17 protein-coding genes are annotated in these 20,862 nt (G+C 59.4%); 8 read left to right on the top strand and 9 right to left on the bottom strand.

The genetic code is table 11. From position 1 onward, the window contains the following. The first annotated feature begins 7 nt into the window (after positions 1-7). The 5 genes from Q8K09_RS20445 to Q8K09_RS20425 all read left to right on the top strand — a co-directional run bounded on the left by Q8K09_RS20445 (position 8) and on the right by Q8K09_RS20425 (position 6,090). Entirely contained in the window at positions 8-1,627 is a 1,620-nt protein-coding gene (locus tag Q8K09_RS20445; protein ID WP_305256842.1) for a methyl-accepting chemotaxis protein, read from the top strand. Positions 1,628-1,650: 23 nt separating this feature from the next. Beyond that, the gene (locus tag Q8K09_RS20440) at positions 1,651-2,832 is read left to right on the top strand and encodes a porin (protein ID WP_305256841.1); all 1,182 of its coding nucleotides are present in this window, start codon (positions 1,651-1,653) and stop codon (positions 2,830-2,832) included. Between the two features lie 11 nt (positions 2,833-2,843). Then, positions 2,844-3,248 (top strand): phosphate ABC transporter substrate-binding protein, encoded by a 405-nt coding sequence (locus Q8K09_RS20435; RefSeq protein ID WP_305256840.1) that lies wholly within the window; start codon positions 2,844-2,846, stop codon positions 3,246-3,248. Positions 3,249-3,457: 209 nt separating this feature from the next. Further along, the gene (locus Q8K09_RS20430; RefSeq protein ID WP_305256839.1) at positions 3,458-5,389 is read left to right on the top strand and encodes a putative nucleotidyltransferase substrate binding domain-containing protein; all 1,932 of its coding nucleotides are present in this window, start codon (positions 3,458-3,460) and stop codon (positions 5,387-5,389) included. Further along, on the top strand, positions 5,386-6,090 hold the full coding sequence (locus tag Q8K09_RS20425; RefSeq protein ID WP_305256838.1) for a PolC-type DNA polymerase III: 705 nt from the start codon (positions 5,386-5,388) through the stop codon (positions 6,088-6,090). The genes Q8K09_RS20430 and Q8K09_RS20425 overlap by 4 nt, the downstream gene beginning before the upstream one ends. 164 nt (positions 6,091-6,254) lie before the next feature. Here the strand turns inward: Q8K09_RS20425 and yegQ are convergent, their stop codons facing one another. The 8 genes from yegQ to Q8K09_RS20385 all read right to left on the bottom strand — a co-directional run bounded on the left by yegQ (position 6,255) and on the right by Q8K09_RS20385 (position 15,523). Continuing rightward, positions 6,255-7,571, bottom strand: a complete 1,317-nt coding sequence (gene yegQ, locus Q8K09_RS20420; RefSeq protein ID WP_305256837.1) for a tRNA 5-hydroxyuridine modification protein YegQ — start codon at positions 7,569-7,571, stop codon at positions 6,255-6,257. A gap of 169 nt (positions 7,572-7,740) precedes the next feature. Then, on the bottom strand, positions 7,741-8,247 hold the full coding sequence (locus Q8K09_RS20415; protein WP_305256836.1) for a hypothetical protein: 507 nt from the start codon (positions 8,245-8,247) through the stop codon (positions 7,741-7,743). Between the two features lie 83 nt (positions 8,248-8,330). Then, on the bottom strand, positions 8,331-10,100 hold the full coding sequence (locus tag Q8K09_RS20410) for a sodium:solute symporter family protein (RefSeq protein ID WP_305256835.1): 1,770 nt from the start codon (positions 10,098-10,100) through the stop codon (positions 8,331-8,333). A 3-nt stretch (positions 10,101-10,103) separates the two neighbouring features. Beyond that, positions 10,104-10,364 (bottom strand): DUF4212 domain-containing protein, encoded by a 261-nt coding sequence (locus Q8K09_RS20405; RefSeq protein WP_305256834.1) that lies wholly within the window; start codon positions 10,362-10,364, stop codon positions 10,104-10,106. A 608-nt stretch (positions 10,365-10,972) separates the two neighbouring features. Then, positions 10,973-11,125 carry a DUF3096 domain-containing protein gene (locus Q8K09_RS20400; protein ID WP_305256833.1) on the bottom strand — a complete coding sequence of 51 codons (153 nt, stop codon included), beginning with the start codon at positions 11,123-11,125 and terminating at the stop codon, positions 10,973-10,975. A gap of 266 nt (positions 11,126-11,391) precedes the next feature. Beyond that, on the bottom strand, positions 11,392-13,422 hold the full coding sequence (locus Q8K09_RS20395) for a methyl-accepting chemotaxis protein (RefSeq protein ID WP_305256832.1): 2,031 nt from the start codon (positions 13,420-13,422) through the stop codon (positions 11,392-11,394). A 229-nt stretch (positions 13,423-13,651) separates the two neighbouring features. Further along, entirely contained in the window at positions 13,652-14,152 is a 501-nt protein-coding gene (locus Q8K09_RS20390) for an ATP-dependent zinc protease (protein WP_305256831.1), read from the bottom strand. 147 nt (positions 14,153-14,299) lie between these two features. Next, positions 14,300-15,523 carry an HD-GYP domain-containing protein gene (locus Q8K09_RS20385; protein ID WP_305256830.1) on the bottom strand — a complete coding sequence of 408 codons (1,224 nt, stop codon included), beginning with the start codon at positions 15,521-15,523 and terminating at the stop codon, positions 14,300-14,302. A gap of 297 nt (positions 15,524-15,820) precedes the next feature. On the opposite strand from Q8K09_RS20385, the gene dbpA reads away from it, so the two are divergent. Beyond that, positions 15,821-17,200: an ATP-dependent RNA helicase DbpA gene (dbpA, locus tag Q8K09_RS20380; protein WP_305256829.1), complete on the top strand. Its 1,380-nt coding sequence runs from the start codon at positions 15,821-15,823 to the stop codon at positions 17,198-17,200. Between the two features lie 68 nt (positions 17,201-17,268). Next, positions 17,269-18,504 carry a diguanylate cyclase domain-containing protein gene (locus Q8K09_RS20375; RefSeq protein WP_305256828.1) on the top strand — a complete coding sequence of 412 codons (1,236 nt, stop codon included), beginning with the start codon at positions 17,269-17,271 and terminating at the stop codon, positions 18,502-18,504. Here Q8K09_RS20375 and Q8K09_RS20370 read toward each other — a convergent pair whose 3' ends face one another. Then, on the bottom strand, positions 18,505-19,236 hold the full coding sequence (locus Q8K09_RS20370; protein ID WP_305256827.1) for an ABC transporter substrate-binding protein: 732 nt from the start codon (positions 19,234-19,236) through the stop codon (positions 18,505-18,507). A gap of 437 nt (positions 19,237-19,673) precedes the next feature. Here Q8K09_RS20370 and Q8K09_RS20365 point away from each other — a divergent pair, with 437 nt between their 5' ends. Next, positions 19,674-20,858 carry an NAD(P)/FAD-dependent oxidoreductase gene (locus Q8K09_RS20365; protein WP_305256826.1) on the top strand — a complete coding sequence of 395 codons (1,185 nt, stop codon included), beginning with the start codon at positions 19,674-19,676 and terminating at the stop codon, positions 20,856-20,858. The last annotated feature ends 4 nt before the right edge of the window (positions 20,859-20,862 follow it).

Raw genomic sequence — 20,862 nt, 5'->3', positions numbered from 1 at the left:
TTCTGCCATGTTGAAAAATCTCTCACTGACGCTGAAATTCTTGCTGTTGCCCGCCATTGCCTTGCTAGGCCTGCTCCTATTCGTGGCTTATACCTCGCTGCAACTGGCCAACAATGATGTACGGCTGGTCACGCTGGAAACCAACAGTTTCCCGACCCTGGAAAAAGCTGATGCGGTGATCTTCCAGTATTCACGCCTTCCCGGCCTGCTCAATAGCGCAGTGGCTGCAGGCGAACTGGAAACCCTCGACGAAGCCCGCAAGGTACTGGCTGAAATTGCCAGCAAGCAGCAAGAGCTGCAACGCCTGGTGACCCTGGCCGATCGCCGTCAGGAGCTGGACACTTGGCGAAGCGCCATTCAGCGTTATGCCGACAATGCATTGCCGGCATCGGAACAGCTGATCAATGGCAGTGCCAGCTTCGAAGACCTCGCCCCGAGCCTCGGACGGATGGCAAGCGACCTGAACAGTGCAGAAAAGTCTGGCGAGGCGTTTCGCAGGCATGCCTACCAGGATTTCCAGGAAACGCTGGCGAAAACCCGCACAGATAATGCGACTACCACACGGGTCGGTTTTGCCCTCTCCGCCATTTTGGTACTGCTGATCAGCATCGCTTCCATACTGGTAATCCGCGGCACCATGGCCAACGTGCGCGGCGTAATCACCTCACTGCAAGCTATTGCCCGTGGTGACGGCGACCTGACCCGCCGCGTGAATGTCGACTCAAATGATGAGATCGGCGAAATGATTCAGCTGTTCAATGGTTTTATCGACAAGCTGCAAGGCACCATTCGGCAAATTATCGATGCTGCCAGCCCACTCGCGGGCATGTCCCAGGAGCTGTACCGGCTGACCCAGGATGCCAAAGAGAACTCGCGCTCTCAGCAAGGTCATACCGAGTCGATCAGCCGCGACATACTGAACATGACCAACAGCATTCAGGAAGTCGCACACCGCTCGCAACAAGCCTCCGAGGAAGCCGGTGCAGCCTCGCAACAAGCAGACCAGGCGCGCAAAAACATTGGCAGCCTGTCGAGCAGTATCAGCGACCTGGGCAGCAGCGTGATGGATGCTGTCGGTGCCATGCAGCAACTGGAAGAAGAAACCCAGCAAGTGGGCTCCGTACTCACAGTCATCCGCAGCATTGCCGAACAAACCAACCTGCTGGCGCTCAATGCCGCCATCGAGGCGGCGCGGGCCGGCGAACAAGGCCGCGGCTTTGCGGTGGTGGCAGACGAGGTGCGTAATCTGGCCTCAAAAACCGCGGCTTCTACGGCGGAAATCCAGAACATCATCATGCGCCTGCAGAACAGTGCCAACGGCGTACTCAACGTGATGACCGCCAATGGCGAGAAGGCCCAGGCGAGTATCGAGCGCTCGGTCCAAGCCACGCAAATTCTTGAAGCCATCGTCAGCGCCGTCGGTCATATCAATCAGTTGAACGCAGGGATTGCGCAGTTCACCCAGGAACAGATCGGTCTTTCCAGTTCCATTCAGCAAGACACACAAGTGTTGCAGCAGGACGCACAAGCAACCGCTCAAGGTGCAGAAGCCACTGCTCGCCTCGGCGAGCAGTTGGTCGGCACAGGGGACCATCTGCGCGCGGCAACGGCCCAATTTCGCGTTTAACCTGAACACAGGAGCATCACTGCATGTTTAAAGTACGCCTGCTTCCCTTGGCCATCTGCCTGGCTACAGCCCCAGCGTTCGCGCTGGAGCAAGGCGAATACCGTTTCAACACCTTCGGCACTGTCGGCTTCACCCACCTGGGCGGAGAAGACGATGGCCGAAGCTATGGCATCACCGGCCAGACCACTGATTCCTGGCGCGGCGATCAGCTGTCCAAGTTTGGTGCGCAGGTCAATTACGGCCTCACCGACAGCATTGGCGCAACGCTGCAACTGACCGCCAAGCCCGCACAAGACGAATGGAAAGCCAACGTGGAGTGGGCTTATTTATCTTGGCAGGCCAACGACAGCCTGATGCTGCGCGCCGGCCGTCTGCGCACCCCGGTTTACATGTATTCGGAAAGTATCGACGTAGGCTTCAGCTACCCATGGCTGCGCCTGCCGGACGAGGTCTACAGCCAGGTCCAACTGTCTAACTATGAGGGTTTGGACGCGGTTTACAACCTGCCACTTTCCTTCGGTTCAATGGCCTTCCAGGTAGCCGGTGGTCAGGCGAAGAACCGCGACATCTTTGCCTTCGATGACATGCATGACATCGACTACGACAAGGTATTCGGTGCCAGCATCAGCCTGGCAACCAACGATCTCGGCACCCTGCGCGTGGGCTATGTGGAAGCGGATATCTCCTCTGAGATTGAAGGCGTAGTGCGATTGCCTGCTTTGGCGGGTGGCGGGGTCATTACCCAGGCATTCCAAAGCTTGGACAAGCAAAAGGGCAAGTTCACCTCTATCGGCTACCAGTACGACAACGGCACCTGGCTGACCAGTAACGAATGGACCTCACGTGTTATTGAGGCCGACGGTTTTGGCAGCGTAGATGCCTTCTACCTGATGGGTGGCCGTCGCTTTGGCGAGTTCCTGACCCATGTCACCTACGCACAACTGGATGACGATGCCGGCCGGCAGAACTCCTGGACGCTGGGACTGAACTACAACCTGCTGCCCAACGTGGTCCTGAAAAGCGAATACAAGCGTGTTGACACCTCAGGCGGCTATGACGGCGTGTTTGTAAGTACGCCCCAGGAAGCGTTCGATAACGCCATCAATGCTGAGGGCATCGGCCCAATTCCAGCCGGTGTGGTTGGCAGCCCCGCCCGCAACTTTGACGGCGACATCATCAGTGTCGGCGTCGATTTCGTATTCTGAGGAGAGCATTCATGAAGTATTCCATTCGAACGCTCTGCGCTGTGATGTGCCTGGGTGCCAGCGCCCTGGCTCAGGCCGAGGTGGCGGTCATCGTTAACCCCGGCGCGGCTAAAGCACCTAACCAGGCGGAAGTCAGCAACATCTTCCTGGGCAAGGACAAATCCATGAAAGGCGTGGACCACAAAGATTGGTCGCCGACCAAGGACGCGTTCTACACCAGCGTCACCAACAAAAGTGAATCCCAGCTCAAATCCTACTGGTCAGGACTGGTCTTCACCGGCAAGGGCCAGCCACCGCCAACCGTAGGCGGTGACGCCGAGGTGATTGCCAAAGTCGCAGCAGAAGCAGACGCCATTGGCTACGTCGACGCCGCGTCAGTGAATGATTCGGTGAAGGTGCTGTTTACCCTCCCCTAGCATGCTCAGGTAAACGCTTCGGTTTGCTGACAATTGAAAGCAGCCCGTAAAGCAAAGCCATAAAGCCCCCGGAAGAGCAACTTCCGGGGGTTTTTTATGGCCTGTCGACAAGGCCTCAACACTGACGCATCTGCGCCTAGACTTACGTCCAATGGCGCAAATGGCTGCGCCAACCGAGGATGCTTTATCAAAGAATCGTGAGGCCGCCCATGAGCAAGTCGGACGCTTACACCCAAGCGGGAAAGACAGCGGTGTCGCAGAACATCCACGGCACCGTAGAGTTCCTGCAGAAATATCCCCCGTTCAACCAGATGGACATGGCCCACTTGGCCTATCTGGTGGAAAACTGCCAGCTGCGTTTCTATAGTGCTGGCGAGACCATCATCAAGCCGACTGATGGTCCGGTTGAATACTTCTACATCGTCAAGCAGGGCCATGTGCATGGCGAGCGCCCGCACTCGGCCAAGCGCGGCACTGAAACCACCTTCGAAATCACCAGCGGCGAGTGCTTCCCCTTGGCCGCACTGATCGGTGAACGTGCCACCCGCACCGAACACCTGGCCGCCGAAGATACCTTTTGCCTGCTGCTCGCCAAGCCGGCCTTTATCAAGCTGTTTTCGCTGTCCAACCCGTTTCGCGACTTCGCCTTGCGCGGGGTCAGCAGCCTGCTCGACCAGGTCAACCAGCAGGTCCAGATGCGCGCGGTGGAAAGCCTCGGCGCGCAGTACTCGCTGGACACCCGTCTGGGCGAGTTGGCGATGCGCCAGCCGATCAGCTGCCCGCCCGATACGCCGCTGCGCAAGGCCGTGCAACTGATGCACGAGCAGCACGTTGGCAGCATCGTTATCGTCGACCCGGCACACAAACCTTTGGGGATTTTCACCCTGCGCGACCTGCGCCGGGTGATTGCAGATGGCAGCTCGCTGGATCAGCCGATCGACAGCCTGATGACGCTCGAACCGTTCTACCTGCCGCCCGACGCCAGCGCCTTCGAGGCGGCAATCGCCATGACCGAGCGGCATATCGCCCACATCTGCCTGGTTGAACACGAGCGCCTGTGCGGTGTGGTGTCCGAGCGCGACCTGTTCTCCCTGCAGCGGGTCGACCTGGTCCATCTGGCCCGCACCATTCGCCATGCCGGCACAGTCGAGACCCTGGTGGCACTGCGCAGCGACATCCAGCAATTGGTCGACCGCATGCTCGCCCACGGCGCCAGTTCAACCCAGATCACCCACATCATTACCCTGTTTAACGACCACACCGTATGTCGGGTAATCGAACTGACCCTGGAAGACCTCGGCAACCCCGGCGTGCCTTTCACCTGGCTATGCTTCGGCAGCGAAGGCCGACGCGAACAGACCCTGTACACCGACCAGGACAACGGCATCCTGTTCGAGGCCGCCGACTCGGTGGCGGCCGACGATATCCGCCAACGCCTGCTGCCACTGGCCGTCGAAATCAACCAGCGCCTGGCCCTGTGCGGATTCACCCTGTGCAAGGGCAACATCATGGCCGGCAACCCGGAACTGTGCCTGTCGCGCCAGGAGTGGGCGCGGCGCTTCAACAGCTTCATCAATGAGGCGACCCCGGAAAACCTGCTCAGTTCGACCATCTATTTCGACCTGCGGGTAGTCTGGGGTGACCCCTATGGCTGCGACCAGTTGCGCCAGGGCCTGCTCAAACAGGTCGCCAGCAACAGTCTGTTCCAGCGCATGCTGGCCGAGAATGCCCTGAGTCACCGCCCGCCGGTTGGCGTGTTTCGTGACTTCGTAGTGGCGCGCAAAGGGGCCGAGAAAGACACCCTCGATCTCAAGGTGCAAGGCCTGACCCCCTTCGTCGACGGCGCCCGCCTGCTGGCCCTGAGCCATGGCGTCGAAACCTGCAACACCCTGGAGCGCCTGCGCGAACTGATCGCCAAAGGCGTGATTGAGCCGCTCGATGGCGCGGCCTATGAAGAGGCCTACCACTTCATCCAGCAAACCCGCATGCAGCAACACCAACTGCAGACCCGCGACGGCCTGCCCTACTCCAACCGGGTCGACCCTGGTCACCTTAATCACCTGGATCAGCGCATTCTGCGAGAGTCCTTCCGCCAGGCACAGCGACTACAGAGCAGCCTGGCCGTGAGGTATCAGTTATGAGCACCTTCACTTGGTTCACCGGGCGCGGCCCGATCCTGACCCAGCAGCAACTGGAGCGTCAGCGCGGCCTGCGCCAGGCAGCCGAGCTGGATGAACGCAGCCTGCGCCAGCAGCGTTTTGTGGTTCTCGACCTGGAAACCAGCGGCTTGAACATGCGTCGCGACCAGGTGTTGTCGATCGGCGCAGTGGTCATTGAGAACGGTGCCATCGACCTTAGCCAACAGTTCGAATGCACCCTGCAGAGCGCTGGCCACCAGGCCAGCGTCAGCACCCTGATCCACGGCATCGCACCCAGTGAGATCGCCAACGGCGAGGAACCGGCTGAAGCACTGCTGGCATTCATGGAGTTCGTCGGTGACAGCCCGCTGCTCGCCTTCCACGCCGAATTCGACCAGCGCATGCTGGCCCGTGCGCTCAAGCAGAGCCTGGGCTATCGCCTGCAGCATGCCTTCTTTGATGTCGCCGAAATAGCCCCTTTACTGTGCCCCAAGGCCAATCTGCCCCACGCAGGACTGGACGACTGGACACAACACTTCAGCCTACAAGTACATCAGCGTCATCATGCCAGCGCCGACGCCTTGGTAACCGCCGAACTGGCGCTGATCCTGTTTAGCAAGGCGCGCCAGCAAGATCTGGATAGCCTGCCCGCGCTGCTGCGGCAGCTCAATAGCCGACGCCGCCAACGGGCGCACTCGATTTAACAGCCCTGCGCCCGGCAGGAGAACCCCTGTCGCGCAACAAACTGGATGCACTCATGTCTAGCGGCTTGTAGACGCGGCGGGAACGCCTAGCTCCATGCCCGCGAAAGAAATCGTACGAATGGCGTGCTCCTACAAGAGCGCAAAGCAGCGTACGCAGCGCGCTGCTACAGATCCCTCATTAACAGGCCATAGTCCAGCTGCACCTCAGGCGGTACTGGCAGGTAGACCACATGGCCGTCGCCTGGTGCGACAGTCACCGCCTGGCCTTGGCGGTTTTCCAACTGTTCGAGGGTGAAGCGCAGGTTGCCCTGGGGCGTCATCAGCTCCAGGCCATCGCCGAGAGCGAAGCGATTTTTCACTTTCACTTCAGCCAGTTCACCACGCCGCTCGCCAGTCAACTCGCCGACAAACTGCTGCTGTTCGGACACCGAGCTGCCACGCTCATAATTCTGGTACTCGTCGTGCACATGACGGCGCAAAAAGCCCTCGGTGTAGCCGCGATGGGCCAGGGATTCCAGGGTGCCCATCAGCGACTTGTCGAATGGCCTACCGGCCACGGCATCGTCGATCGCCTTGCGGTATACCTGAGCGGTGCGCGCCACGTAATAGTGGGACTTGGTCCGCCCCTCGATCTTCAGCGAGTGCACGCCCATCTGCACCAGGCGCTCGACGTGCTGCACCGCACGCAGGTCCTTGGAGTTCATGATGTAGGTGCCATGCTCATCTTCAAAGGCAGGCATTGCCTCACCTGGGCGCGAACTGTCTTCCAGCAGGAAGACTTGCTCGGAGGGCGCGCCAACGCCTAGAGTCGGCTCGACAATCTGCACAATATCGCCGAGCTCGTTCTCGACGGCCTGGTCGGCCTTGTACTCCCAGCGACAGGCATTGGTGCAGCTGCCCTGATTGGGGTCGCGCTTGTTGATGTAGCCCGACAACAGGCAACGTCCGGAATAGGCCATACACAGCGCACCGTGGACGAACACCTCCAGCTCCATGCCCGGCACTTGCTGGCGAATTTCGGTGATTTCCTCCAGCGACAGTTCGCGCGACAGAATCACCCGGCTCAGCCCCTGTTGCTGCCAGAACTTCACGCTGGCCCAATTCACCGCGTTGGCCTGCACGGAGAGGTGAATCGGCATCTGCGGGAAATGCTCGCGCACCAGCATGATCAGCCCGGGGTCGGACATGATCAACGCATCCGGGCCCATCTCGATCACCGGAGCCAGATCCCTCAGGAAGGTCTTCAGCTTGGCGTTATGCGGGGCGATATTAACCACCACATAGAACTGCTTGCCCTGGGCATGCGCCTCGGCAATACCAAGGGCAAGGTTAGCGTGATCGAACTCGTTATTGCGCACCCGCAAGCTGTAACGCGGCTGCCCGGCATACACCGCATCGGCGCCGTAGGCGAAGGCGTAGCGCATGTTTTTCAGGGTGCCGGCAGGGGACAGCAGTTCGGGGTAACGAAGGGAGGTGGCCATAAACCGCGGGCTCGGAAATCCAGGGGGGGGACGGGATTCTAGAGAGTCAGGCGGGCGGCCGCATTGATCTGGGTCTATGCCAGCGCCTGCGACTCCAAGTGGCGGCAGGCGGTTACTGCAGAAGCCCTGGCCCCAAGCTGCAGATCAGGGATCTATCTCAACTCATTCTCTACTGGCAGACCTGCTGGTAGAGCACATCATCCTTGGCAATGCGCTTTAACTGATCCAGCTGCGGTTTTTTCTGTGCATCCAGGGGCAACAATTCTGCCGTTATACAATTGAGCAAATGCGGCTGATAGCTGACACGGTCGACATGCTGTTTTTCAAAGCGATACAGGTTAAAGGCCACCACATCACCACCAGCGACATCCTCGCGCAGCATGCTTTTGCGGTCGAGCACGGTGAAGGCAGTGGTCATCGGCCAGTAAAACGTCCAGGGCCGCCAGAACACCTCGCCGGTTTCACTGGCCACCAGCACGGACTCAGCCGGCTGACGCAGCAGCTGGTGGTCGAACCAGGAATACTCGTAGTAAATCTGGTAGCTCAGCATGCCCAAACCGCCAAATGCCGGAATGATCCACCTGGGTAAGCGGTTGCCCGTCAGTTTGCGCAGCAGCATGGCAATACCCGCCGCACCCAACCCCGAAACCACGATGGCAAGTATTGTCCACAACATTGACTGACTCCCGAAAATAAAACGGGCCTCTCAAGGAGGCCCGCTGATAAGACCCTGATCAAACATGATCAGGTTGATTATGCTCAGTGGCTCAACGCGCCACCAGCACCTTTGGGAGTACGAACGCTTTCCACCAGGTCCTGGATCTCCTGAGGTGGCGCTACGGTCGCAAGAGACACGGCGTAGGCGACAGCAAAGTTGATGAGGGCACCCACAGTACCGATAGACAGCGGCGAAATACCAAACATCCAGTTATCCGGGGTGTTGGGGAAAGTCGCCGTGCCTGGGATGAAGAACCAACCCAGATACAGGAAGATGTAAACGACAGTGAACACCAGACCAACCAGCATGCCGGCAATCGCGCCCTTATCGTTTACCCGCTTGGAGAAGATCCCCATCATCAATGCAGGGAACAGCGTGGCCGCGGCTATACCGAAGGCCAATGCCACCACCTGCGCGGCAAAGCCAGGCGGATTGAGCCCCAGCCAGGTAGCCAGCAGGATAGCGACCCCCATCGAGATACGCGCAGCAAGCATTTCGCCCTTCTCGCTGATCTTGGGATTGATCATGTTCTTGATCAAGTCATGACTCACGGCTGAGGAAATGGCCAGCAACAGACCGGCAGCCGTCGACAATGCAGCAGCAATAGCACCCGCTGCGATCAGACCAATAACCCAGCCCGGCAGGTTGGCAATTTCCGGGTTAGCCAGTACCAAAATGTCGTTGTTAACGGTCAACTCGTTGCCCTGCCAGCCGCGAGCTTCAGCAGTCGGGGTAAAGGCCGGGGCGACATCGTTATACAGCTGAATACGACCGTCGTTGTTCTTGTCTTCCCACGTGATCAAACCAGTGGTTTCCCAGGTTTTCACCCAATCCGGACGCTCTTCATACGCAAGCGCTGGAGCCTCAACACCCTGCGGATAGACGGTGGTCAGCAGGTTCAGGCGTGCCATGGAAGCCACAGCAGGCGCAGTGAGGTAAAGCAGGGAGATGAAGATCAATGTCCAACCGGCAGACCAGCGCGCATCAGCCACTTTCGGCACGGTGAAGAAGCGAATGATTACGTGCGGCAGACCGGCCGTACCAATCATCAGCGACAGGGTAAAGAGCACCATATTCAGCTTGTTGCTGACATCGGCTGTGTAGTCAGTAAAGCCCAGACCCGCAACGACTTCATTGAGCTTCTGCAGCAGCGGCATGCCTGACTCAGTGTGCTCACTGAACATACCGAACATCGGAATCGGATTGCCGGTCAGTTGCAGGGAGATGAACACCGCAGGAATGGTGTAAGCAATGATCAGTACCACGTACTGCGCCACCTGGGTGTAGGTGATGCCCTTCATGCCACCGAACACCGCGTAGCAGAACACCACGCCAGCAGCGATCCAGATACCGGTAGAGTTGCTCACTTCAAGGAAGCGCGAGAACGCCACGCCAGCACCGGCCATCTGACCGATAACGTAGGTTACGCAGATGATGATCAGGCAGACCACTGCAGCCAGACGAGCACCGTTGCTGTAGAAGCGATCACCGATGAAGTCAGGCACAGTGAACTTGCCGAACTTGCGTAGATAAGGCGCCAGCAACATAGCCAGCAGCACATAGCCGCCGGTCCAGCCCATCAGGAACGTTGAGTTGGCATAACCGCCAGCGGCGATCAGGCCTGCCATAGAAATAAAGGAAGCCGCTGACATCCAGTCGGCTGCAGTTGCCATGCCGTTGGTGATGGGGTGAACACCCCCGCCGGCGACGTAGAACTCTTTGGTCGAGCCAGCACGCGCCCAGATGGCAATGCCGAAGTAGAGCGCGAAGGAAGCGCCCACAAACAGCATGTTGATTACAAACTGACTCATGGATTATTCCTCGACATCGAATTGTTTATCGAGTTTGTTCATTTTCCACGCGTAGAAGAAAATGATCACGACAAAGGTGATAATCGAACCTTGCTGGGCAAACCAGAATCCAAGGTCGGTACCGCCGACAGAGATACCTGCCAACAAGGGCCGAAGAAGTATGGCGAAGCCGTAAGACACCAGCGCCCAAACAACCAGGCTCCAGGTAATTAGCCGAACATTCGCCTTCCAGTACGCTGCAGCATTTTCTTTTTCAGAAGTCATAGCTCCTCCGGTATTATTATTTTCATGCATCGTCAAATTAGCAGTAGGCCACGCCAAGCCGACAGCTAGACCTTGGTCTTAGCCTCTCTGCGGCAGACTTGGATTTAATATTTTTTCCTTTAATAACAATCACTTGAATAAAACAAAAACGACCCTAAACAGCCTGCAACTAACTTTAGTCTAACAACCGCCCCGGCGCTGGCCGGCCCAGGCCGCTGGAACGTCGCGCCACAGCGGCTTCAAGCAAACAGCCAGACTATCTGCGGCATCAATAAATGGCCCCGTCGTGACGCCCCAGGCCAGCACACGCCATACGCAAAACGAAAGAAACCCGCGCATCAGGCAAAGTGACCCTGCGTTTCAAATAGCCCAACGCTGCATCACATGTTTGGAGGCGGTCGTAGCCGGCGGCTCTACCTTGCCGGCATTGCCCAAGGCGGCAACCCGCAAGGTGTTGCATGCAACAGGCGCCGCAAAGGCCTGAGAACGAAGGCGCGGGCAGGCTGGCGTCGCGTGACGACGCACCCCACCGTAGGCAATGCCTAAGGGCGCACACATAGCCCTTTACAGGGTCATTGCGAACCTCATCGCGCGGGGCTCGCGACTGATTAAAAACGCAAGGTGAAGTTGCCTGTACCGAAGATTCCGACCAGGCCAATAACGATCAAATAAATGGCCACGATGTAGTTCAGCAAGCGCGGCATAACCAGAATCAGAATGCCGGCGAGCAACGAAACCAACGGGGTAAAAGCGAGGTTCATAGTAGTTACCTGGGATTTATTAAGCCTGCAGTATGCGCGCCAGCCCCAGACAGCACAGCCTCTATCCATCGCCAGAGCTGCAACCAATCAACTGCACGTTTCACTTAACCCGCGAGGCCGTGAACATCTCGACGCAAGGCACTCGCGACAACATGCAACAGAGCACGGCGGGACTTTCTGCGCGGGGCAGAGCGACAGTCGCGGGTTAAGCGCATCCATACCCGCGCCGCCCGTAGCATCAGAAGACCTGCACTTTATTGGGCCTATCAGCCCAACTTGAAACGTCCGGTATTCTGCTCCAGTACCTGACTACCGCGACGCAACTGCTCAGCCGCATCGCTCACCGCATGTGCGCCGTCGAGCATGGCGCTAGCGCCCTGATCGACCTGCTGGATATTGCCGCTGACCTCATCGGCGGTGGCCGCTTGCTGCTCGGCAGCAGTGGCAATCTGCGCCAAGCGATCGCTGACCCGTTGGACAGACTCGACTATTCCAGCTAAATCCTCACCCATTGCCAGCACGCTGCCGACATCACCCTCTGCCTGCTGTACGGCCTCCTCCATCAGGCTTACGGACTGGCCGACCACACGATGCAGGTCGGCGACTGTCTGGGCGATTTCCGCAGTAGAGTTTTGCGTACGCTGCGACAGCGAGCGCACCTCGTCGGCGACCACCGCAAAACCACGGCCCTGATCGCCAGCACGCGCAGCTTCAATGGCGGCGTTGAGCGCCAGCAGGTTGGTCTGTTCAGCGATGCCCTTGATCACATCGACCACCCGGGTGATCTGCTCGGTCTGCTCACGCAGCTGCTGCAAGGTCGCGGCACTGTCACCCAGGCGACTGCTGAGCTGACGCATGCTGGCGCTGGTGCGCTCGCTGCGCTGGTTGCTCTGGTTAGCGATTTCGCGGGTATGCCCGGCTTCCATCGCTGCCTCCTCGCAGCTTTGCGCAACGCTCTGCGCGGTGGCTGCCATTTGTGTCGCAGCGGTGGCGATCTGACTCATCTGACCCTGCTGCTGCTCCACTGCCGTTAAGGCGCTCTGCGCCTGGCTGCTGAGCAACTGGACAGTGCCACCCAGGTTATGGCTTTCCTGATCGACGCCCTGCAGCGAGCCACGCAACTGCTCAACAGCGGCATTCAGCGCGGTGGCGATACTCGCCAGATCGTCTTCGCCATGCACCTGCATGTGAACGCGTAGGTCGCCATCACGCAGGCCCTGCGCGGCGGCAATGATGCCGGCGGTGCTGCGGCGAATCGAGGCATTCAGGCAGAACAGCACATAGAGCGCCAGCAGGGTCAGCACGCCGAACACCGCAATCACTTGCCCTATTTTGTACTGTGCCTGCTGGCGGTAGTCGCCCAGGCTCAGGGCGAACTGCTGGTACAACGCCTGCTGCAGATCCGTCAACTGGACCTGCAAGACGTCTATCCGCTGGATGAATTGCTCGGGGCTCAAGGCCATGGGGCTGGCCTCGAACATGTCGCGGTCGATCTCGCGCAGGAACTTCTCGAAACCTTGCTCAGCAACGGTAAACGAGGCCTGCAAATCACCCTTCGAGGCCACTGACTGCTGGCCGAGGGTGGCACGCGCCTTGATCAACTGGCCGAGCGACTCATCCAGAGTACGGCGCAAATCGCGGATCAATACCCGGCTCTGCAGGGTGAAATGAGCCGAGAACACCGCGCCATAACCCTGGCTGGCGAAACTGCCAAGACGCTCCTGCAAACGCGGCAGGGTAAACGTCAGCTGCTCCATCATCAGGTAGGTATCAAGGTGCGGATCGAGGATCAAACCGCTGTCGGTAGCCACCTGTTCGCGCAGCGCCATCAGTTGCAACAGGGTCCTTTGGTAACGCTCAAGGGCATCCGGTAGCGCCATCTTGCCCAGTACCGCCACACTCAACTCGGCACGTAGACCTTGCAGCACGGCCAATTGCTCACGCGCCTGAGCGCTTGAGCGCGCACTTGCCAACTGCGTGGCCGCCTGCTCCAGCGCTTGATCGAGACCGCTGGCGCGCTGCTCCAACAACGCTTGAGCTGATTTGTCGGTGCCCTTCCAGCGCGCCAGCAAGGTGCGCTGCTCGACCACCTCCCGCTGAACCGCACCCAGGGCCTGCACCCCGTGCATGCCTTCCAGCTCGTGATCTATCAGCGTCAGGCGGGCCAGATGATCCGTCGTGATTACCCACAGCGCATAGCCCAGCGGTAAGGCGAACAATACAAATAGCAGCTGAAATTTACGTGCGAAGCTGAAACGCTCCAAAACACGCACACCCGGCTTGAGTACTCCAGTCATAACGACACCTCAACGAGTTCAGCCACACCTGGCGACAGGTGTGGCAAAGAACATCATCTAGCAAGAATTACGCCGGGCTCTTCGAGTCAGGGCTTGTGCAAAATACTGCGCCGTAGCGGAGGGCGTCGCCAAGCACTTGGGGACGGCCGCAGCAGGCGCGTATCTTTCACCAGACCTCAGATTCAACAAGCAGCGCGGACGGCTGCTTGCAGCATAGGTCATTTACGTTTCAGCACTGCGGCTGGCTGGCGATGTAGCGCTGCGCCGGATTGATCGCCACATCAAACTCACGCAAGGCACTGGTGCCAATCAGCAACGGGTAATTGAAGCGACTGCGGTCGGTGAGATTGACCTCAACGGTGCGCAGTTGCTTACCCAGACAGAGCTGCATATCCACCACAGGACGCTTGGCAACCGCAGGACTGCTGGCTGAGCCCTGCTCTTCGGCGCGACTTTTGATTTCGCTGATGCGCACCAGGGGCTTTTCGAACAGCGTATCGTCAGCACTTGCGGTGGCCAGACGGAAACGCACCCAGTCCTGGCCATCACGCTGAAACTGCTCGATGTCCCTGGCCGACAACGAGGCCGTCACCGCGCCGGTGTCCATTTTGGCCTTGAGGGTTTGGCCGACTTGCGGCAGCTCAATGTATTCGTAGCGCCCGTAGAGCGTCGGTGTGCTGGCCATCGCTGGCAAAGCGATAAAGGCCAGTAGTGCGGCGGCAAGTCTCATATTCAGTCAGTACTCCGTAAAAACGTCACAGACTCCGACTGGTAATGCCACAGATGGTTCGAGCGGATTTAGTCAACGGCGTGGCGTTTGGGGAAATACAGCGCCGCCTCGGGCGCGCACAGCAAGCGAGTTTTCACACACGCTCTGCTATCTGGAGGGCAAGCCCGTCCATAACTCATCCAGGTTACGGAACCCCCAGTCAGCGGCGGATTCGCGGCTGACAATCTTGTCGCGATCGATCAGTTTGGCCAGGTCGATTATTTCCTGGGCAATGGGCGTTTTCGACTTGGCCGAGAAAAACACCTTGACCTTGGGCATGAGCAACGAGGTTGCGTGTTGGTCCAGCACCACACCGATGCGCCCGCTTTGCAGGCGCACCAAAGAGCCCGTCGGGTAAATGCCGACGGTTTTGACAAAGGCCTTGAACACGGCTTGATCGAAGTGCCCCGTCCACTCGGCCATCTTGCGGATTGACTCGGCCGGCTCCCAGCCAGCCTTGTAGGGCCGGTTGGATGTAACAGCGTCATACACGTCGCAGATCGCGCCCATTTTCGCCGGCAAACTGATTTGTTCGCCGGACAGTCGGTGAGGATAGCCGCTGCCATCGACCTTCTCGTGATGGTGCAAGCAAACATCCAGCACCACAGCACTAACCTGCTTGCCCGCCAGAAGAATTTTGCCGCCTGCCTGGGGGTGCTCACGCACCGTGACAAACTCGCTATCCGTCAACTTGCCAGGCTTATTGAGTATCTCGGCGGGCACCGCCATCTTGCCCACATCGTGCAGCATGCCCGCCAGACCGACTTCACGCACCTGAACAGGGTTCATCCCCAGTTGACGCGCAAGCGCAATCATCAGGGCGCAGACCGCCACCGAATGCATATAGGTGTACTCATCGGCACGCTTGAGTCGCGCCAGGCTGATCAGGGCATTGGGATGACGCATGACCGATTCGGAAATCTCCGCAACCAAGTCTTCGGCCTGCTCGAAATCCAGCGCCTTGCCCATGCGCGCATCGCCAAACATGTCCATAACCGCCTGCTTCGAGCGGTTACAGAGCTTGGCCGCGCGGTTCAACTCATCCTCTAGTGAACAGACCGGGCCAGTCGGCAGCGCCGCTGCCATCAGCAGCTCCTGCACCTCGACCTCAACCTCTGCCGGGGTAACGCTTACCCGGCCCGACTCGACATCCAGCCCCTTGCTGGCATCAATCCATAGCTCGCTGATACCGCAGGTCTGGATGCGCTGTAAATCCTTGTCTGTTTCTAGCAAGAACTTGGCCTTCCAGAACGGATGATCCATCCACGAGCCACAGAATTCCTGAATGTACATGCCGATACGTAAGTCGGACATGGCTATGCGTTTCAACATCGGCAGTACTCAGGTGAGGATAGGGATACGCAGCAGCCGTACTCGGCAAGATATGACGCCGATATAATAGTCGAATGATGTTCATCCGAGTCATGGATATAATTAATGATAGCGATACGCCTGCAGTTGCGCAGCCCCTGGGTTTGACCACCGGCCAGGCAAGCACACTTCACCCCGCGCGCCTGGCTGCAAGGCCTCAAGGTCAGGTGCAGCAGGAGCGCCCCCGGTCGCACCAGCAGTAGCGCCAGCGTCGCCGCCTGCTACACTGCGCGTCATTTCGATTTGCAGGCCTGAACCGTGACCAACACCGCTTTTTCCTCACTGCCGCTTTCCGCCGCCATGCTGGCGAACCTCGAGTCACTCGGTTACACCACGATGACCCCGATTCAAGCGCAGAGCCTGCCGGTGATGCTCAAGGGCATGGACCTGATCGCCCAGGCCAAGACCGGCAGCGGCAAGACCGCCGCCTTTGGTATCGGCCTGCTCAACCCGCTCAATCCGCGCTACTTCGGCTGTCAGGCGCTGGTCATGTGCCCGACCCGTGAGCTGGCTGACCAGGTGGCCAAGGAAATCCGCCGCCTGGCCCGTGGTGCCGACAACATCAAGGTGCTGACCCTGTGTGGCGGTGTGCCCTTCGGCCCGCAGATCGGCTCGCTTGAGCACGGCGCGCAGATCATCGTCGGCACCCCGGGGCGCATCCAGCAGCACCTGGCCAAGGGCACTCTAAAGCTCGACGGCCTCAACACCCTGGTACTCGACGAAGCCGACCGCATGCTCGACATGGGTTTCTACGACAGCATTGCCGACATCATTGGCCAGACCCCGAGCAAACGGCAGACCCTGCTGTTCTCCGCCACCTACCCGTCCGGCATCAAGCAATTGTCCGCAGCCTTCATGCGCAACCCGCAGCAGGTCAAGGCCGAGGCCATGCACGACGACGCGCAGATCGAACAGCGCTTCTACGAGATCGCTCCCGAGGAGCGCATGGACGCGGTGGTCAAGCTGCTCGCCAGCTTCCGTCCCGAATCCTGCGTGGCTTTCTGCTTCACCAAGCAGCAGTGCCAGGAAGTGGTCGACCACCTGAGCGCCAACGGCATTTCCGCCGCGGCGCTGAATGGCGACCTGGAGCAACGCGACCGTGACCAGGTGCTGGCGATGTTCGCCAACCGCAGCCTCTCGGTGCTGGTGGCCACCGATGTCGCGGCCCGCGGCCTGGACATCGACGCCCTGGACATGGTGATTAACGTCGAACTGGCGCGCGATTCGGAAATCCATATCCACCGCGTCGGCCGCACCGGCCGCGCCGGTGAGAAAGGTATGGCAATGAGCCTGGTCGCACCAGCCGAAGGCCATCGTGCCCAGGCCATCGAAACCCTGCAGAAAAGCCCGCTCAACTGGCACCCGCTGAACAGCCTCAAGGCCAAGGCCGGCGAACCTCTGCAACCACCAATGATCACCCTGTGCATCAGCGGCGGCCGCAAGGACAAGGTCCGCCCTGGCGATATCCTCGGCGCCCTCACCGGCGATGCCGGCATCCCCGGCAGCCAGGTCGGCAAGATCGCCATCTTCGACTTTCAGGCTTATGTCGCGGTCGAACGCAGCATGGCCAGCCAGGCCCTTAAACGCCTGAGCGAAGGCAAGATCAAAGGCCGCACACTGCGCGTCCGCTCACTGTAATTACTGAGTGGCATGAGCCAAACAGAAGAAGACCGCAATAATCCGCCCAGTGACAGTGGAGTGTCTCCTTGCGCAATATTCTGGTGATCGAAGACAGCCCGCTGGTGCTGAAGATCCTTGAGCATATGTTTCGCAAGGAGACCGGCTTCCAACCGATCTTCTGCGCCACCATGGACGAAGCTCAGGTGATGCTGGAAACCTCGGCGCAGCTGTTCTTCGCGGCGATCGTCGACCTCAACTTGCCAGATGCCCCCGACGGTGAAATCGTCGATGTGGTGATGAGCTATCACCTGCCCTGCATCGTCCTCAGCGGCACTTACAATGAACAGCGGCGCGACCAGATGCTGCTCAAGGGCGTGGTCGATTACGTGCTCAAGGAAAGCCAGCACTCCTACGAGTACGTCTTCCGCCTGCTGCACCGCCTGGAAAGCAACAGCACGGTGAAGATCCTGATCGCCGAGGACTCCGACGCCACCCGCCATTACATCCGCCACGTACTAACGCCGCAGCGCTTCCAGATTCTCGAAGCCTGTGACGGCGACGAAGCACTGCGCATTCTCAACGAACAGCCGGATATCGATCTGCTGCTGGTAGATCACAGCATGCCGGGCATCTGTGGCTTCGATTTGGTCAAGCTGTTGCGGCAGAAGCTGAAGCGCCACGAGCTGATCATTCTCGGCCTGTCCGCCGACACCAAGGGCTCACTCAGCGCCAAGTTTATCAAGCACGGCGCCGACGACTTTCTGCGCAAGCCCTTTTGCCCGGAGGAGCTCAACTGCCGGGTGATGTCGACTCTCGAACGCCGTGACCTGTTGCGCGCACTCAAAAAGGCCGCACAGTACGATGTCCTCACAGGCCTGAATAACCGCCGCTCATTCTATGAGCACAGCCAGCAACTCCTCCAGCAGGCGCGCTCAGACGGCAGAGCACTAAGCGTGGCGATGCTCGATCTGGACTTTTTCAAGCGGATCAACGATGAACACGGCCACGCCAGCGGCGACGCAGCACTGGCCGGGTTCTCCCGTGCGCTGTCCAGCGCCTTCCCGAGCGCCCTGCTCGGCCGCCTGGGCGGTGAAGAGTTCGCCATGCTCAGCCAGCAGGATGCCGCAACCCTGAGTGACACGCTCGACCAACTGCGCACGCACTGCGCCGGCCTTAAATACGCCATCGGCGCACCACCACTGTCATTCAGCGCGGGCATCTACCATGGCCCACCGGATGACCTGGAAAGTCTGTTGCACCACGCCGATCGGCGCCTGTATCAGGCTAAGTCCCAGGGCCGCGGGCGTAACTGCTGGCAGTAACTACAGCCCATGCCGTTTGAGAATCGCCGTATAGCTGCCGTCGGCGTGCATGGCAGCAATAGCCTGATTGAACGCCTCGGCAATTTTCTGGTGATCTGGATGGCTGCGACGGATCAAGATATGCAAACCGTTCTCGCTCAACGGGCGCGGCAAAAACTCCAGTTCATGGCTGATATCGCTAAGCTCGCGGGCCAGGTGATAGCGGGCTACGAACTCGTCCTCCAGAGTCAACTCGACCCGCCCGGCATGCAGCATGCGCGCGGCGCTGACGAAACTGCCGACTGCAACTTTGCGCAGCAGCGGGTCGCTAGTGAACTCGGAGGAATAGGCATAACCGCGCACCACCGCGATGCGCTGGGGATACAGATCGGCCAGCTGCTCAAACTCGATGGTGCTGCCCTTGCGCCGCAGAAAATGGATGCGATTGAGCAGAAAAGGCGCGGAGAAGTAACCGTAGCTGGCACGCTCATCGGCGTACCAGGCATTAATCAGCACATCGTAATCGCTGCGTTTTAAGCCCCGAACCGCTCGCTCCCAGGGTACCTGCGCATATGTCGTGGCATAGCCTGCACGATCCAACGCGCTACTCACCAGATCGGAAGCCACACCGTTATTGGGCAGCGCCTGGTCATTGAACGGCGGCCAGGGGTCAGCCACCAGACGCAAGGTCTGCGCCACGACGCCCAACGGCAGCAGCAACAGTGACAAACACAACACTCGTAATCCATTCATTACGGGCTGTCCATAAGGCAAAAATCTCAGACCGGTCAGCCACCACCCGAAAGTGCAGCCTTAGTGTTTATAGCAGCACTGAGCACCTGCTGTGGGTTGAGGAGCCATCAGGCTTGTACACCGCCACCAAAAGGTGCTTGGCATGCTCTTTCAAAGTAGCTGCGACTATATCTTGATACCGCGAGCCAATAGCGGGCCCGTGCAGCTAACGCACTATAAAAAATCGCCCTATAACAGCCTAGCCGTCTTATGACTAACCTGTTCCGAGCGCTAAACGCCTGGGTGAACGCAAGGGCGCAGACAGGTCATGAGCCGAGGATGGTAACGGCCCAGAGCGACGAGCCGAACAGATCAAACAGGCCACTTGTGCCTTCGGGTAAGATGCGCGCTGTTTGGCGCCGCGCTCGCGGCGCCTGTCGGGTTGCGGGGAAGTGGCTGTGCAAGTGAGTGACGTGGTGATTATCGGCGCCGGTGCCGCTGGCTTGATGTGTGCGTTGACTGCCGCCGGGCGCGGACGCAAGGTGCTGCTGCTCGACCATGCGAACAAGGCCGGCAAGAAGATCCTGATGTCCGGCGGCGGGCGCTGCAATTTCACCAACCTGTATTGCGAGCCGGACAACTTTCTCTCGCAGAACCCACACTTCTGCAAATCGGCCCTGGCGCGCTATACCCAGTGGGATTTCATCGGCCTGGTCGCCAAACATGGCGTGGCCTACCACGAGAAAAAACTCGGCCAGCTGTTCTGCGACCACAAGGCCAGCGACATCCTCGGCATGCTCCTCGACGAGTGCGCGCAGGCCGGTGTCGAGCTGCGTTTGGAGACCTCAGTCAGTGATATCGCCAAGCGGGAGGCTGGCTACCAGTTGCAGACCAGCGCCGGCCTGGTGCGCTGCGAGTCGCTGGTGATCGCCACCGGAGGCCTGTCGATTCCGACCCTCGGCGCCACGGGCTTCGGCTACCAAGTGGCCAGGCAGTTCGGTCATACCCTGCTGCCGACCCGCGCCGGGCTGGTGCCATTCACGATTACCGATCCGCAGCTGAAGACGCTGTGCACGGAGTTGTCCGGCACCTCGGTAGAGGATTGCCTGGTCAGCTGCAACGGCCATAGTTTCCGCGAGAACATCCTGTTTACTCACCGCGGCCTTTCCGGGCCGGCGATTTTGCAAATCTCCTCATTCTGGCAACCGGGCGACACCGTGCATATCGACCTGCTGCCGCACATCGACCTGCCCGAGTGGCTGACCGAGCAGCAGCGCGAACGGCCGAACAGCGAGCTGAAGACCCTGCTTGCCGAACTGTTCACCAAGAAGATGGCCGGGCTGCTGGTCGACAACTGGTTCGTTAACAAACCGCTGAAGCAGTACACCCCGGGCGAACTCAAGGCGATAGCCGAGCACCTGGGCGACTGGCAACTGGTGCCCGCCGGCACCGAGGGCTACCGCACCGCCGAGGTGACCCTGGGCGGCGTGGATACCTGCGAGGTGTCGTCGAAGACCATGGAATCGCTGAAAAGCCCGGGGCTTTACTTCATTGGCGAGGTGCTGGATGTCAGTGGCCATCTGGGCGGTTTCAACTTCCAGTGGGCCTGGGCTTCGGGCTACGCGGCGGCGCAATACGCCTGAGGCG

Origin of the sequence: Pseudomonas sp., assembly GCF_030683065.1 — a bacterium.
Lineage (GTDB): Bacteria > Pseudomonadota > Gammaproteobacteria > Pseudomonadales > Pseudomonadaceae > Aquipseudomonas.
This window is presented reverse-complemented; position numbering and strand designations above follow the sequence as displayed.

Coding starts and splice junctions, on each gene's coding strand:
- Q8K09_RS20445 (WP_305256842.1), top strand. CDS start 8: ATGTTGAAAAATCTCTCACTGACGCTGAAATTCTTGCTGTTGCCCGCC.
- Q8K09_RS20440 (WP_305256841.1), top strand. CDS start 1,651: ATGTTTAAAGTACGCCTGCTTCCCTTGGCCATCTGCCTGGCTACAGCC.
- Q8K09_RS20435 (WP_305256840.1), top strand. CDS start 2,844: ATGAAGTATTCCATTCGAACGCTCTGCGCTGTGATGTGCCTGGGTGCC.
- Q8K09_RS20430 (WP_305256839.1), top strand. CDS start 3,458: ATGAGCAAGTCGGACGCTTACACCCAAGCGGGAAAGACAGCGGTGTCG.
- Q8K09_RS20425 (WP_305256838.1), top strand. CDS start 5,386: ATGAGCACCTTCACTTGGTTCACCGGGCGCGGCCCGATCCTGACCCAG.
- yegQ (WP_305256837.1), bottom strand. CDS start 7,571: ATGGCCACCTCCCTTCGTTACCCCGAACTGCTGTCCCCTGCCGGCACC.
- Q8K09_RS20415 (WP_305256836.1), bottom strand. CDS start 8,247: ATGTTGTGGACAATACTTGCCATCGTGGTTTCGGGGTTGGGTGCGGCG.
- Q8K09_RS20410 (WP_305256835.1), bottom strand. CDS start 10,100: ATGAGTCAGTTTGTAATCAACATGCTGTTTGTGGGCGCTTCCTTCGCG.
- Q8K09_RS20405 (WP_305256834.1), bottom strand. CDS start 10,364: ATGACTTCTGAAAAAGAAAATGCTGCAGCGTACTGGAAGGCGAATGTT.
- Q8K09_RS20400 (WP_305256833.1), bottom strand. CDS start 11,125: ATGAACCTCGCTTTTACCCCGTTGGTTTCGTTGCTCGCCGGCATTCTG.
- Q8K09_RS20395 (WP_305256832.1), bottom strand. CDS start 13,422: ATGACTGGAGTACTCAAGCCGGGTGTGCGTGTTTTGGAGCGTTTCAGC.
- Q8K09_RS20390 (WP_305256831.1), bottom strand. CDS start 14,152: ATGAGACTTGCCGCCGCACTACTGGCCTTTATCGCTTTGCCAGCGATG.
- Q8K09_RS20385 (WP_305256830.1), bottom strand. CDS start 15,523: ATGTTGAAACGCATAGCCATGTCCGACTTACGTATCGGCATGTACATT.
- Q8K09_RS20370 (WP_305256827.1), bottom strand. CDS start 19,236: ATGAATGGATTACGAGTGTTGTGTTTGTCACTGTTGCTGCTGCCGTTG.